At 57.1% G+C, this 13,678-nt stretch carries 13 protein-coding genes; 11 read left to right on the top strand and 2 right to left on the bottom strand.

Features of this window, described 5'->3' with window-relative positions; genetic code table 11:
• Positions 1–3 precede the first annotated feature (3 nt).
• A complete protein-coding gene (locus tag AC2A6O_RS28410) occupies positions 4–3,588 on the bottom strand; it encodes a hydantoinase B/oxoprolinase family protein (RefSeq protein ID WP_498932075.1) in 3,585 nt (1,194 codons plus the stop codon).
• Between the two features lie 202 nt (positions 3,589–3,790).
• Between AC2A6O_RS28410 and AC2A6O_RS28405 the strand changes: the two genes are divergently transcribed.
• Entirely contained in the window at positions 3,791–4,033 is a 243-nt protein-coding gene (locus AC2A6O_RS28405) for a hypothetical protein (RefSeq protein WP_148586010.1), read from the top strand.
• Positions 4,034–4,035: 2 nt separating this feature from the next.
• Here AC2A6O_RS28405 and AC2A6O_RS28400 read toward each other — a convergent pair whose 3' ends face one another.
• A complete protein-coding gene (locus AC2A6O_RS28400; protein WP_498932074.1) occupies positions 4,036–5,490 on the bottom strand; it encodes a glycosyltransferase family 39 protein in 1,455 nt (484 codons plus the stop codon).
• A gap of 224 nt (positions 5,491–5,714) precedes the next feature.
• Here AC2A6O_RS28400 and AC2A6O_RS28395 point away from each other — a divergent pair, with 224 nt between their 5' ends.
• From AC2A6O_RS28395 to AC2A6O_RS28350, 10 genes are all read left to right on the top strand, one after another.
• Positions 5,715–6,710, top strand: coding sequence for a TRAP transporter substrate-binding protein (locus AC2A6O_RS28395; protein ID WP_498932073.1), 996 nt, complete (start codon positions 5,715–5,717; stop codon positions 6,708–6,710).
• Between the two features lie 76 nt (positions 6,711–6,786).
• Positions 6,787–7,344, top strand: a complete 558-nt coding sequence (locus AC2A6O_RS28390; RefSeq protein WP_498932072.1) for a TRAP transporter small permease — start codon at positions 6,787–6,789, stop codon at positions 7,342–7,344.
• Positions 7,344–8,648 (top strand): TRAP transporter large permease, encoded by a 1,305-nt coding sequence (locus tag AC2A6O_RS28385; protein ID WP_498932071.1) that lies wholly within the window; start codon positions 7,344–7,346, stop codon positions 8,646–8,648. Before AC2A6O_RS28390 ends, AC2A6O_RS28385 begins: the two co-directional genes overlap by 1 nt.
• Positions 8,649–8,850: 202 nt before the next feature.
• Positions 8,851–9,309: a winged helix DNA-binding protein gene (locus AC2A6O_RS28380; RefSeq protein ID WP_498932096.1), complete on the top strand. Its 459-nt coding sequence runs from the start codon at positions 8,851–8,853 to the stop codon at positions 9,307–9,309.
• Between the two features lie 69 nt (positions 9,310–9,378).
• Positions 9,379–9,711: an ArsR/SmtB family transcription factor gene (locus AC2A6O_RS28375; RefSeq protein WP_498932070.1), complete on the top strand. Its 333-nt coding sequence runs from the start codon at positions 9,379–9,381 to the stop codon at positions 9,709–9,711.
• 22 nt (positions 9,712–9,733) lie between these two features.
• Positions 9,734–10,147 (top strand): arsenate reductase (glutaredoxin), encoded by a 414-nt coding sequence (arsC, locus tag AC2A6O_RS28370; protein ID WP_498932069.1) that lies wholly within the window; start codon positions 9,734–9,736, stop codon positions 10,145–10,147.
• A complete protein-coding gene (gene arsH / locus AC2A6O_RS28365) occupies positions 10,140–10,904 on the top strand; it encodes an arsenical resistance protein ArsH (RefSeq protein ID WP_498932068.1) in 765 nt (254 codons plus the stop codon). Before arsC ends, arsH begins: the two co-directional genes overlap by 8 nt.
• 242 nt (positions 10,905–11,146) lie before the next feature.
• Positions 11,147–11,839: a J domain-containing protein gene (locus tag AC2A6O_RS28360; protein WP_148586019.1), complete on the top strand. Its 693-nt coding sequence runs from the start codon at positions 11,147–11,149 to the stop codon at positions 11,837–11,839.
• On the top strand, positions 11,836–12,600 hold the full coding sequence (locus tag AC2A6O_RS28355; protein ID WP_498932067.1) for an N-acetylmuramoyl-L-alanine amidase: 765 nt from the start codon (positions 11,836–11,838) through the stop codon (positions 12,598–12,600). The genes AC2A6O_RS28360 and AC2A6O_RS28355 overlap by 4 nt, the downstream gene beginning before the upstream one ends.
• Positions 12,601–13,013: 413 nt before the next feature.
• The gene (locus AC2A6O_RS28350; RefSeq protein ID WP_498932066.1) at positions 13,014–13,613 is read left to right on the top strand and encodes a lytic transglycosylase domain-containing protein; all 600 of its coding nucleotides are present in this window, start codon (positions 13,014–13,016) and stop codon (positions 13,611–13,613) included.
• Positions 13,614–13,678 lie beyond the last annotated feature (65 nt).

Here is a 13,678-nt window from a genome sequence, read left to right as displayed (position 1 = left end):
GGTTCAGGCGTTGCCCCAGCCACCTGCTGTTGGTGTGACAACAGTGACGGCCTCTCCAGCTTCAAGCACAGTCTGATCACAACCTTCGAGCTGTTGTATTGCACCATCCAGCCTTCGAACTTCCGTTCGGCCGAGTTCACCGTCGCTCCCTCCGGCCAGACCCTTTGGCGGAACAGTTCGGTGGGACGCAAGGATTGCGCAATCCATCTTTTCAAGAAAGCGCAGGGTGCGTTTGGTGCCGTCTCCCGCGGACCATTTTCCCTTGCCGCCGGTTCCCTTGCGGATATGAAAGTCTTCCAGGAGAACCGGGAAACGGAACTCCAGCACTTCCGGATCAGTGAGCCGCGAGTTGGTCATATGGGTGTGGACGCCGTCCGTTCCGTTGAAGCCGGGACCGGCCGGAGAGCCGGAACAAATGGTCTCATAGTACTGATACGTGTCATTGCCGAATGTGAGGTTGTTCATGGTGCCCTGAGCATTCGCCATCGCGCCAAGAGCGGCAAAAACTGCGTTGGTGACATGTTGCGACGTTTCCACGTTGCCTGCCACCACCGCAGCCGGATAGGACGGCCGCAACATGCAGTCGTCCGGAATGACGATGTTGATCGGCTTGAGGCATCCGGCATTCATCGGAATGTCGCCGTCTACCATGACCCGGAAGCAGTAAAGGATTGCGGCGCGGGTGACAGGTTCCGGCGCATTGAAGTTGTTCGGCTTGACGGCGGAAGTGCCGGTAAAGTCGACCGTTGCCTCGCGCTTCGATTTGTCGACGGTGATCTTGACCTTGATCACCGAACCCTGGTCGGTCGGATACGCGTACTCGGAGTCCTTCAGAGCCTCGATTACACGGCGAACGCTTTCTTCCGCATTATCCTGAACGTGTCCCATGTAGGCCTGAACCACGTCCAGGCCGAAATGAGCGACCATCTTCCGCAGCTCCTGAATGCCTTTTTCATTTGCGGCAATCTGTGCGGACAAGTCGGCAACGTTCTGCTGCGGGTTGCGGGCAGGGTAGGGATGGTTCGTCAGCAGTTCGACCAGTTCCTGTTCGCGGAACCGGCCTTCATCGACAATCTTGAAATTGTCGAAGAGAACGCCTTCCTCGTCTACGTTGGTTGCGCGCGGTGTCATGGAGCCGGGCGCGGAGCCTCCGACATCGGCGTGGTGGCCACGAGAAGCCGACCAGAAGAGGATCTCCTTGCCGTCGTCATCAAAGACGGGCGACACCACAGTTATGTCCGGCAGGTGTGTGCCACCGTTGTAGGGAGCATTGAGCGCAAAAACATCACCCGGTTTGATCTTGCCCTTGTTGAGCTTGATGACCGTTTCAACCGAGCGGTCCATCGAACCCAGATGCACCGGCATGTGTGGAGCATTGGCAACGAGTGCGCCATCCGCATCGAACACTGCGCAGGAGAAATCCAGACGTTCCTTGATGTTGACCGAGTAGGCTGTGTTCTGCAGGGTGACGCCCATCTGTTCCGCAATCGACATGAACAGGTTGTTGAACACTTCAAGCATGACAGGGTCAGCGTGTGTGCCGATGGCTTCTGCGCGTTTCAAAGGCACGATGCGTTTCAGAATCACGTGATCCTTTGAATTGACTTCTGCCTGCCAGCCGTCTTCGACCGCAATTGTTGCATGCGGTTCGATGATTACAGCGGGGCCGGTCACTTTCATACCCGGTTGCAGAGTTTCACGTTTGAAGATGCCTGCCTTGTGCCAGCTCCCTTCAGAGTAAATGCTGGTGGAAGTATTCGGGGTGGAGGACTCGGAAGCCAATGCCAGGTCCGGCTCGGTGAGGCCGGCGCCGCCACCGGCTGTTTCGACTTCAAGAGCTTCCACAACAACCGGCTTCTTCTCATAGGCAAAGCCGAACTGTTTCTTATGCGCATCCTCGAATGCCGCTCGCATTCCAGACACGGACCCGAGCGGTACTGGCAGCGGGGTGTCCGTGCCGTCGTAGCGGAGATGTACGGTCGCGGTTGTTTGGCGTGCCTTGGCTGAGATTGATTGTCTGTCGAGTTCGGCTTCCGTCTGGCTGGCAAGCTGATCACGCAGAGCCTGAAGCTCCGGGATGAGCTCATCTGTCAGCGTCTTGACGACGGCCTGTTGCCGGTCTGCCCGTATATCGGCCAATCCCATGCCGTATGCGGACAGGATGCCTGAGAACGGATGCAGGATGACGGTCTTCATGCCGAGACTGTCGGCAACGCGGCAGCCGGTCTGGCCGCCAGCGCCTCCAAAACACGTCAAGGCGTATTCGGTTACGTCGTATCCGCGCTGCACCGAGATCTTCTTGATGGCGTTGGCCATGTTCTCGACTGCAATTTTCAGAAAGCCGTCGGCGACGTCCTCCGGTGAGCGGCCATCACCGATACGCATGGCCAAATCTGTGAAGCGTTTTCGGACAATGTCGCCGTCGAGCGGCTGATCCTGATCCGGGCCAAAGATTTTCGGGAAGAATTCCGGTGCAAGTTTGCCCGTCATCAAGTTGGCATCGGTAACGGTAAGCGGGCCACCGCGGCGATAGCAAGCCGGCCCCGGATTGGCGCCCGCGGAATCCGGACCAACCTGAAAGCGGCCGTCCGCATAATGAAGGATCGATCCGCCGCCGGCTGCAACCGTATGGATCATCATCATGGGCGCGCGCATGCGGACGCCGGCAACCTCCGTCTCGAAAGCGCGTTCGTAGTCGCCATCGTAGTGGCAGACGTCGGTAGACGTGCCGCCCATGTCAAAACCGATGATCTTTTCGTAACCTGCCATGCGTGAGGTTTCGACGGCGCCGACGACCCCTCCGGCCGGGCCGGACAGGATCGCGTCTTTTCCCTGGAAGAGATCTGCAGCGGTGAGACCACCGGAAGATTGCATGAACATCAGCCGAGGGCCTTCGCCCAGTTCTTCCTGAACCTGGTTCACATAGCGGCGCAAGATCGGGGACAAATAGGCGTCCACCACGGTGGTATCGCCCCGTCCCACCAGCTTCATCAGCGGTGATACTTCGTGGGACACGGAGATCTGCGGGAAGCCGATGTCTTCCGCGATTTTTTTCAGTAGCTGTTCGTGCGCCGGATAGGCGTATGCATGCATCAGCACGATTGCGATAGAACGAATGCCATCATCCCATGCCGCCTGCATTTCCGTGCGGGCCTGTCCCTCATCCAGCGCGCATTCCAGTTCCCCGTCAGCACGGACGCGCTCGACAATCTCGTGGACACTCTCGTAGAGGAGCTCAGGCTTTATGATTTCCTTGGCAAAAATGTCCGGGCGCGCCTGATAGCCGATCTCCAGGGCATCCCGAAAACCCTTGGTAATGAACAGTGCTGTCCGCTCGCCCTTGCGCTCCAGAAGGGCATTGGTGGCAACGGTCGTGCCCATCTTGACGGTCGCGATCTTGTCCGAGGGAATGGCATCCCCCTTTTTGACGCCAAGCAATTCCCGAATGCCCTGGATGGCGGCGTCGCGGTAAGCTTCCGGATTTTCGGAGAGCACCTTGTGTGGATGCAACGTGCCGTCAGGCGACCGGCCAACAATGTCGGTAAACGTGCCGCCACGGTCGATCCAGAAATCCCACTTGGCTGTCATGATCTTCCCTCTGATGCTTCCGGCTTACGGAACACGCGATTCCGCGCCGTTAATTGGCATTTTGATATCAAGTAATTTTATGCTGACATTTTATCGATAAAATGTCGATGAAAAAATCTGAATGGGTTGGCATTTGAACTTTTTATCGCTGCCATCACTCCCATATGTGCTGGCGATACAAAGAGAAACCAGGAAAGCGCCGATGTCGGATAACGAAAGGTCAGGGGACAAGGACCCGTTCTTGTTGCGTCTGGTGGATGCAGTGGATTTTACGATCAGCGTTTTGACTGCGGACATCTGGTTTGTTGTTGTTGGCCTGCTGGTGGCGTTGCTATTTGGCGCTACGCTGTTGGGGCTCCTCTTGGAGTTTGCAATTGGCGCATTCGTGCTTGGCGTCATAGCGTTCGGTTTCTGGCTGTATTCGGAATGGGGTCCATTCGAGTGAGATTATTCAGCCTGCCTGCGTTCCAGAAGCGTTAGGCCGCTGGCACCCCACCCAAAGCGTTTCGCAGCTGGAGAGTTTTTCCTCGGACCAAAGGCTTCTTCCGCTGCGCGCATTTCCTCACCGCCGGTATGGACGATTAACAACCATCTTGCATTCTCGTTGCCTTGTCCCAGTTCATCGACTGTCTCGACTGCGGTGAAGGCGTCCGGACCGCGCAGGTAATAAGACAGGGCAGGAGCGGCAAAGCCCTTGTACAGCAGCAGATGGTCTTGCTCGCCTTTCAGCGCCCCATAATCTTGAGCAATCTGACGCCATTCCGGGCGAATTTTTTCCAATAGCGTGAATTTCAGTTCGGGATAGCTCAGCCATAGGGCGGCAGCGAGTACTGCAACCGGTGCGATGCGTGGGGCCAGGCGCTGGGCTGTTGCCGATGCCAACAGGATAACTCCCGGCCAGGCAGCTATCAGATATCGGTCGAAAAGGATCGGGTGCACAAAAATCGAATAGAGATAGGCCAGGCATGGTGGACCGGCGGCATAGGCAAAGCAGATGAGGATTGCGTTTGCGCTTTGCGGCTTGCCGAAATACCTGCCAGGCAAGGGCAAACAGGCCAGAAGACTGGCAAGGGCCAGCCCCGCCAGCATCCAGAACAAGGGCAGCGACCCGGCCAAGTTGAAGGCTATGTTGGAGAGAAATGCCGCATCCGGATAGTCAATCCAGAAGCCTTGCTCGGCCACCGACGTTGCCCGGACCGCCAGAATGATAAGCCAAGGCAGGAAAGCCCAAGTGCTTGCAGCCATTGCGATGCAAATCAGAAGTGGGGTGGACAGGACGAGACGCCCAGAACGGAACAAGCTGCGCAGAGCGAGGGCGGCGCAGACCATTCCGACAGATCCGAAGCCCAAGAGGGCGTAGATATGACTGTAAAGGAACAGGGCGCCTGACACGGCAAGCGCGATGAGCCGCCACGCAGATGGCTTCTCCAGGGTCTTCAGAACAAAAAACAGGAAGGCGAGACCGCAAGCTGCCAGCAATGCGTACATGCGCGCTTCTGTCGAATACCAGATGTGAAACGGTGAGACGGTCAGTAGAGCTGCTGCCAGCAGGCCGGCGGCTTTTCCTGCCAGGGCCTTGCCTGTCAGATAGATCAGCCAGACGGCCAGAATTCCCAAAAAGACTGAGGGAAGTCTTAGCGCCGTTTCGCTGTCTCCGGCGACCGGCATTGTCAGCCAAAGAATAACGTTATGCAGTGGCGGATAGTTGTCGGCTGCCACGGTGGTCAGCAGCTCTGAAAATGTTCCCTTGGACTGGCTCCAGCTAACGGCTTCATCGTACCAGAGGCTCGTTCTGTCCAGGTTCTGAAAACGAAGCAAAGCCGCTGCTGCCAGAATGAGCGCCAAAACCAGATGATTGACTTTGTCTTCGGTCAGGAAGCGATTGTTGTGTGGCAGCGCCAAGTCAGGTTTCCTCATTGTCTGGCCGGAACGCTAGTCAATCCTTTTGATGGAGGGAAGCTTGCAATAGGTCTTGATGGCAACAATGACATTTTATCGATAAATTATTGATGTTGTCTCCGTTTCCGTCTAGTGTTCTCGCAGATGCGCTTTCGAAGGTGTTCAAAGAATGCACCCAGAGCAGCATCCCGACGGGCGCCAACGCCTGCTTCCAAGAGGAGAAAACCATGCTGCAATCTCGTTTTCTGTCCCGTGCCGGAGTCCATCTGGCCGCTGCCGCTGCATTGAGTCTGGCAGGATTGACCGCTGTTTCCGCTGAAACAAAGTGGGACATGCCGACGCCTTATGGCGACAGTAACTTTCACACCCAAAACATTGCTGCCTTCGCTGAAGACGTGAAGGAAAAGACGGATGGCTCGCTCGTCATCCAGGTCCATTCGGCCGGATCGCTGTTCAAGCATCCGGAAATCAAAAATGCAGTTCGCAAGGGACTTGCGCCGATTGGCGAAGTTCTGGTCTCCCGTCTTTCCAACGAAGACGCTGTCTTTGGGGTGGATTCCGTTCCCTTCCTTGCACCGTCCTACGATCAGTCCTGGAAGCTTTACCAAGCGTCGAAGCCGGTACTTGAAGAAAAGCTCGGTGAGCAGGGCCTTCAGCTGCTTTACGCGGTGCCGTGGCCACCCCAGGGCATCTACGCGAAGAAGGAAATCACCAAGGGGGATGACCTCAAGGGTCTGAAGTTCCGTGCCTACAATGCTGCCACCGAACGTCTGGCTCAGTTGGCTGGCGCCGTGCCGACACAGGTTGAAGTGCCGGACATTCCGACAGCCTTCTCCACCGGCCGGGTCGAGGCCATGATTACGTCGCCGTCCACCGGCGCGAATTCCAAGGCCTGGGACTTCCTGACCCACTATCATGACACCCAGGCCTGGTTGCCGAAGAACATGGTGTTCGTCAACAAGAGCGCCTTCGATGCTTTGAGCGATGAAGAAAAGGCAGCTGTTCTGGAGGCCGCTGAAGTTGCGGAAAAACGTGGCTGGGAAGCCTCCAAGGTGGAAACCAAGACAAAGACGCAGGTTCTTGTCGACAATGGCATCACTGTTGTGGAGCCGAGCAGCCAGCTGATCCAGGATCTTGCTGCAATTGGCGAGACGATGGCTGCCGAATGGCAGGAGGAAGCCGGAGAAACCGGCCAGGCTGTTCTCGAAGCCTACAAAAACTAAAAAGCCAAAGAAGCGCCGGACCCAACAAGTCCGGCGTCTTTTTTCAGATCAGCTGCACATCCGGTAGGGGAAACCGATGCGAAAGGCTTTGAATACGCTTTATCAAGCGTCAACGGCCATGGCTGCGTGTTGTCTCGTCGTCATTGCTAGTCTCGTGGTTCTTCAGGTGTTCGGGCGTATTTTCGATTGGGTCAGAACGGTCGTCGGTCTTGAACCACTGGGGTTACAGGTTCCATCGCTTGCGGAAATCGCAGGTTTTCTGTTGGTCGGAGCGTCATTTCTTGCGCTTGCGGGCACGCTGCGCAACGGCGATCACATCCGGGTGGGGATCCTGCTTCAGTTCGTGCCCAAAGTTGGGGCGCGCATCCTGAATGTCTGGGCGGTCGCGGTCGCGCTTGCTCTGGCGGCATTCTTCACCTGGAACGCCGGACAGCTTGCGCTCGACAGCTACAAATTCAACGAGACTTCCTATGGCGTCATTCGGATCCCGCTTGTCTTTCCGCAGTTGGTGATGACCTTTGGCCTGCTGGTGTTCACCATCGGTTTGCTGGATGACCTCATCATGGCGCTCACGGGCAAGGCTCCGAGCTTTGAAACGGCCGCAAAAGCCGATCCGATCGAAGGGAAAGAATAATGGATCTCTCCCTGATCGCTTTCCTGCTCGGCCTTGGAATGCTGGCGGCGCTTGCGACCGGTATCTGGGTAGCCGTTGCTCTGTTTGCTGTCGCGCTTGCCGCAATGATGGTGCTTGTCTCAGCGCCTGCCGGTCCGGTCTTGGCGACGACGGTTTGGGGTGCCTCGAATTCCTGGGACCTGACGGCGCTGCCCATGTTCATCTGGATGGGCGAAATCCTGTTCCGCTCAAGATTGTCAGAAGACATGTTCGCGGGGCTTTCGCCCTGGATGCGCAATCTGCCTGGCCGGCTGCTGCATGTGAACATCCTTGGGTGCGGTATCTTTGCCGCTGTTTCGGGATCGTCTGCTGCGACCACCGCCACCATCGGGCGTATGTCGCTGCCTGAATTGAAGCAGCGCGGGTATGACGAGCGCATGGCCATCGGCACGCTGGCGGGGTCTGGCACGCTGGGCCTGCTCATTCCGCCATCGATTATCCTCATCGTCTATGGTGCGGCGACCGAGCAATCGATTGCCCGGCTGTTCATGGCAGGCGTTCTACCGGGGGCTATGCTGTGCGTCCTTTTCATGGGCTATGTCGCGATCTGGGCGCTGCTGAACCGGGACAAGATGCCGGCCAAGGAGGAGGTCGTTCCGTTTCTTGAGCGACTTCTTGCAACGCGGAGGCTGTTTCCCGTCATCGGTCTGATCGCCGGTGTGATCGGATCGATCTATGCCGGCCTTGCATCGCCCACAGAGGCGGCCGCCATTGGTGTGATGCTGGCGTTGTTGTTGTCCTGGATGAGCGGAACGCTAAGCCGCAAGAGCTTCTCGGAGGCTTTGATGGGGGCGACGCGCACGTCCTGCATGATTGCGTTCATCCTGGCAGGGGCAGCGTTCCTGACCATTGCCATGGGCTACACCGGCATCCCGCGCGAACTGGCGGCCTGGATCGGCTCGCTGAACCTGTCGCCCCATGCACTCCTGATTGCTCTGACCCTGTTCTTCGTGGTGCTCGGCTGTTTTCTGGATGGGATTTCGGTGGTCGTTCTGACGACCTCCGTTATCCTGCCGATGGTGGAGCAGGCCGGTCTGGATCTTATCTGGTTCGGCATCTATCTGGTTCTGGTCGTGGAAATGAGCCAGATCACGCCGCCTGTCGGTTTCAACCTGTTCGTTCTGCAAGGCATGACTGGATACAACATCTTCAAGGTTGCCCGCATGGCCTTGCCGTTCTTCCTGTTGATGATCCTGGCAATCGTCTTGATTACGGCCTTCCCGGGCTTGGCTCTTTGGTTGCCGCAGACGATGTTGAGCAACTAGTGCATTTCGCCCCCTCATAAACAGGGGGCGGAATCACGCACACCTTTGAAACGATCAGCAAACGGTCTGCCATCCGGTTTCGGCTGGAGGACCGCTGAAACACCAACTGTGCCGGAGATCAGATGTGACGGATAATCCCGACTCCAGAAGCGATGCCCCTATCGGGCCTGTTGTCTCTGCTGCGCATCTGGCCTCCGGTGCAATGCCTGCCTTGTCGGAGATCGAATTCGCGGTGACCATGATGGTCAATGCCTATCACCGCTGGATGGTGCGCTGCATGGCTGCCAGTGGATCGCATGGGCTGGGGCCGCTGGATGTGCTCGTGCTTCATTCGGTTAATCACCGCGGCCGCGCCAAGACACTCTCCGACATTTGCCTGGTCTTGAATATCGAAGACACGCACACAGTCACCTATGCGCTCAAGAAGCTTGAAAAGGCCGGTCTGATTGCGTCGGGCCGCCGGGGTAAGGAAAAGACCGCCGAAATTACGAAGTCCGGTGAAACCGCCTGCCTTGAGTACCGTCGTTTGCGCGAGGCTCTCCTGGTGAAGCCGATGAAGGCGCTGGGCCTCGATGAAAGCGAGCTTTCCAAGCTAGCTGCGACTTTGCGCCTTGTTTCAGGCAACTACGACCAGGCCGCTCGCGCCGCTGCTGCCATGTAACAACGGATATTAGAGACGAGTTGCCCGTTCATTTGTTGAATATTCCAAAATTTCTTGTAGTATCGAATTATGAAAGATCAGGACGCAGTCTCTGCATTGGGGGCCTTGGCACAGGAAGACCGTTTGGCAGCATTCCGTTTGCTGATGGCAGTCGGGCCGGGAGGTTTGCCATCCGGTTCTGTTGCCGAGCGGCTGGACATACAGCCGACCAGAATGTCGTTTCATCTGACGACGCTGGAGCGGGCCGGGCTACTGACGACCCGCCGGGAGGGAAGGCATATCCTCTACGCGGTCGACTATGACCGCATGCGGAGGCTCCTGGGCTTCTTGATGGAAGACTGCTGCGGCAACAATCCCGCTGTTTGCGGTTTTCCGGTGGCTGAATTCACAAAACCTTCGTGACTTTGACAGGACGATATCTCACATGAGCATGACGATTTATCACAACCCGAAATGCGGCACCTCCCGCAACACACTGGAAATGATCCGCAAATCCGGTGTCGAGCCTCAGGTTATCGAATATCTGAAAACGCCGCCAAGCCGAGAAGAACTCGTCGATTTGATTGCGCGCATGGGGCTGCCGGTGCGCGACATTCTTCGCCAAAAGGGAACGCCCTACGACGACCTGGGCCTCGGCGAGGACAAGTGGACGGACGAGCAACTGATCGATTTCATGATGGAACATCCGATCCTGATCAACAGGCCGATTGTCGTGTCGGAAAAAGGTGTCCGCCTGTGCCGGCCCTCCGAGAAGGTTCTTGACTTGCTGCCGCAGGACATCGGTTCTTTCACCAAGGAAGACGGCGAAGTGGTTTCCACCGGAGTTTCCGATGCCTGACGCGACTATTTCAGGAGCAGATCTGAAGAACGTGACGGCAGCAGACTTTCGGCAAATCGACGCAGAGCAATTGCAGGCTCCGGATGAGCTTTCCCATCCACCCCGGATATTGTTGCTTTACGGTTCGCTGCGTGAGCGGTCCTACAGCCGCTTTCTCGTTCTGGAAGCCCAAAGGCTGCTGCGAGCCTATGGGGCGGAAACCCGGATATTCGATCCTTCGGGTCTGCCACTGCCTGATGACAGTGATGCCGATCACCCAAAAGTTGCCGAACTCAGGGAGCTTTGCGCCTGGTCCGAGGGGCAGGTCTGGTGTTCGCCGGAGCGCCACGGCGCGATGACCGGTGTTCTCAAATCCCAGATTGACTGGATTCCGCTCAGTTTTGGCGCCATTCGGCCAACACAGGGCAAGACACTGGCCTTGATGCAGGTGTCGGGTGGCTCTCAGTCCTTCAACGCGGTCAACCAGATGCGTGTTCTTGGCCGCTGGATGCGGATGGTCACCATTCCAAATCAGTCATCGGTGCCCAAGGCTTACCTGGAATTCGATGATGATGGCCGGATGAAGCCGTCTGCCTTGTACGACCGGGTGGTCGATGTCATGGAAGAACTCGTCAAGTTCACGCTCCTGACCAGAGGCCGGTCGGACTATCTTGTCGACCGTTATTCCGAACGCAAGGCAGATAGGGAACGGCAGTCGGCGGCTCTGGAAGCTGCGGCCGGTGCGTTGGAAGAACCCGCACGAGCCAACCAGGGCTGAGCGAGCCGAATGGAGTAGCTTCTCAGTGCTTTTCGTCCGAAACCTGTTTGTCTTACAGAGCCCTTCAACGGGCACATAAACAGCTGCACGGCCCCTTCTGCCAATGTGCTTTTGGGGACAGAAGGCTGTTGATCTGGTCAAATCAACCCTGTGCCGATAAGAGTTGGCAACGCATCGATTCATGCGGTTCGTGGCAAGCTGTCCGGCCTGCCTTCCCCCACCGGTCCAGCGGGAGCTGAAGAGTGAGTGTCTGGAACAGCCTCGGAGCAATTGTGAGTGCGATCGGCACGGGGGGCGCGCAGATCGTCGACCGTCTGGTCCAGCTTGTACTTGCGCGTCCGGAGGGAACCAGCAGCGTTGGCTTCACAGTCGCGATGATTGCTCTGTCAGCCAAGATGGCCAAGGCGGACGGGGTGGTCACCACCGATGAAATCCTGGCTTTCCGCGAATTGTTTGATGTCCCACCCAACGAAGAGCGCAATGTCGCCCGCCTGTTCAACCTGGCGCAGGAAGATATCGCGGGCTTTGAGGTCTACGCCAAGAAACTGGCGGATCTGTTTCCATACGACCGCAAGACGCTGCTCGATATCCTCGATGGGCTTTTTCACATTGCCAAGGCAGACGGCGTCGTCCACGAAAGCGAAATAGGGTATTTGTCTCGCGTGGCAGAGGTGTTCGGGCTCGATGATCGGGAATTCTCGAGGATCCTTGCCAGGCATGTCCGTAACGACGGTAACCCTTATGAGGTTCTCGGTCTGGGGCCGGAAGCTAGCGATGCAGAGCTCAAAGCACACTATCGCCGCGAGGTTCAGGAAACGCATCCGGACCGGCTTATCGCCAGGGGCGTTCCCGAGGAGTTCGTCAGGATCGCGAACGACCGCCTGGCCACCCTGAATGATGCCTGGGCGAAGATCTGCGCGGAAAGAGGCATATGAGTGTTGCGACTGATACCGGCGTGAAGGCCAGGGTTCACCCGTCGCCCAATCATGGGCAGAGGGCTCAAGGGACGGCCGTGGATATGGTCGTGCTTCATTATACTGGTATGCCGAGCGCCGAAGCGGCCTTGCAGCGCCTGTGCGATCCCCGGTCGGAAGTTTCCGCGCACTATGTCGTGAACGAGGACGGCAGCATTTTGCAATGCGTCCCTGAAGCGCGCAGGGCCTGGCACGCAGGCAAAAGTTTCTGGAAGGGCGCGACCGACATCAATTCCCGCTCGATCGGCGTCGAGATCGTCAATCCGGGGCACGAACACGGTTATCAACCGTTCCCGGATGCGCAGATCGAAGCCGTTATCGCGCTTGTCGGCGACATCTGCACCCGCCATGGTGTCCAGCCCTGGATGGTGCTGGCGCATTCGGACATCGCGCCGGCCAGAAAGGAAGACCCTGGTGAACTGTTCCCCTGGGACCGCCTCGCGGAAGCGGGGATAGGTCTTTACGTGACGCCGTTTCCTGTTGGCACAGGCCTCATGATGCAGGAAGGGGACAGCGGCCAGCCGGTCGAAGCGTTGCAAACCATGCTGGCGCTCTTTGGTTACGAACTGGACATCACCGGAGAGTTCGATTTGAAGACGCGTCAGGTGGTCACCGCTTTTCAGCGTCATTTCCGCCCCGAGAAGGTTGATGGTGTCGCCGATCAGTCCACGATCGAAACACTCAATGCCTTGCTTCGAAAATTGCCTTCCTTGTCGGCCTGATTGGGAGGGGCGGTGCCGCAATTCGAGGGGAAGCGCTTTCCGGCCACCCGACGAAACGCACAGTCGGGAGATTTGGTTCCAGTAACGCGGCATTCGTGAAGTGGCAGGGACAAGATACCGTCACAGAATTTCTTCTGATGGCCTACCGAGCGTCGAATTGCTTGCAAGTTTCTGCCACAAACTACAAGAAACACCTAAAAAACACACTAAATAGCAGTCAAATACTGTAATGAATTGAAATAATTCGTGATCAATTAGCGCCCAATTTCGTCTCATAGCTCCGTCAATTCTCCGCCCTGATTTCAACGCAACGAAAACCAAAAGGGCTGGACTGCATGTTACGGTCATTCCAAACACTCACTGGGGCGCTGTGCCTTTTCGCCTGTGCAACCACTTTTGCAGCTCCGGCTGCGATGGCAAGCGGTACGGGTTCCGGATCGGAACCTATCCTTCACATCATCGATCCGAACAAGAAGAGCGAGACCGCGGAAGTCAGGCCGTCGGTCGGCTCGGGTTCCAAGCCGATCCTGCACATCATCCAAACGGATGAGCAGGAAGCGAAAAGCAAACCTGCGAAGAAGACAAGAACTGCCAGCCTGACGCGCAAGGTGTCGCCGAAGCGGACCGCGGCTGTCAGCAACAACAAATACGCAAAGCTTATCCGCAAGGCAGCCGCCAAACATGGTGTGCCGGTCAAGATCGCCAAGGCGGTCGTTCAGTTGGAAAGCAATTTCAATCCACGTGCACGCGGCAGAGCCGGAGAAGTCGGGCTCATGCAAATAAAGCCGGCGACCGCGCGCGGTATCGGTTACCGCGGGTCGACCAAGGCTCTCTATGACCCTGAAACCAATCTGGAATGGGGCATGAAATATCTTGCGGGCGCGCACAAGAAAGCGGGTGGCGACGTTTGTGGCACCATTCTGCGCTATAATGCCGGCCATTTCGCAAAGCGGATGAACCCGGTCAGCAAACGCTACTGCTCCAAGGTCAAGCGGATCATGGCCTCCAGCTAATAGCTGCAGGGCGGTCAGCCGTGGGCAAATCGAAACCCTGCCGGGAAATCCGGCGGGGTTTTCTT

It is taken from the genome of Labrenzia sp. ATLA3 (assembly GCF_057180185.1).
The sequence above is the reverse complement of the archived record's forward strand: the minus strand, read 5'-3'. Positions and strand labels throughout refer to the sequence as shown.

Bases quoted from the DNA above. Each gene is read 5' to 3' on its own strand.
- AC2A6O_RS28410 (WP_498932075.1), bottom strand. From the start codon at position 3,588: ATGACAGCCAAGTGGGATTTCTGGATCGACCGTGGCGGCACGTTTACC.
- AC2A6O_RS28405 (WP_148586010.1), top strand. From the start codon at position 3,791: ATGTCGGATAACGAAAGGTCAGGGGACAAGGACCCGTTCTTGTTGCGT.
- AC2A6O_RS28395 (WP_498932073.1), top strand. From the start codon at position 5,715: ATGCTGCAATCTCGTTTTCTGTCCCGTGCCGGAGTCCATCTGGCCGCT.
- AC2A6O_RS28390 (WP_498932072.1), top strand. From the start codon at position 6,787: ATGCGAAAGGCTTTGAATACGCTTTATCAAGCGTCAACGGCCATGGCT.
- AC2A6O_RS28385 (WP_498932071.1), top strand. From the start codon at position 7,344: ATGGATCTCTCCCTGATCGCTTTCCTGCTCGGCCTTGGAATGCTGGCG.
- AC2A6O_RS28380 (WP_498932096.1), top strand. From the start codon at position 8,851: ATGCCTGCCTTGTCGGAGATCGAATTCGCGGTGACCATGATGGTCAAT.
- AC2A6O_RS28375 (WP_498932070.1), top strand. From the start codon at position 9,379: ATGAAAGATCAGGACGCAGTCTCTGCATTGGGGGCCTTGGCACAGGAA.
- arsC (WP_498932069.1), top strand. From the start codon at position 9,734: ATGAGCATGACGATTTATCACAACCCGAAATGCGGCACCTCCCGCAAC.
- arsH (WP_498932068.1), top strand. From the start codon at position 10,140: ATGCCTGACGCGACTATTTCAGGAGCAGATCTGAAGAACGTGACGGCA.
- AC2A6O_RS28355 (WP_498932067.1), top strand. From the start codon at position 11,836: ATGAGTGTTGCGACTGATACCGGCGTGAAGGCCAGGGTTCACCCGTCG.
- AC2A6O_RS28350 (WP_498932066.1), top strand. From the start codon at position 13,014: ATGGCAAGCGGTACGGGTTCCGGATCGGAACCTATCCTTCACATCATC.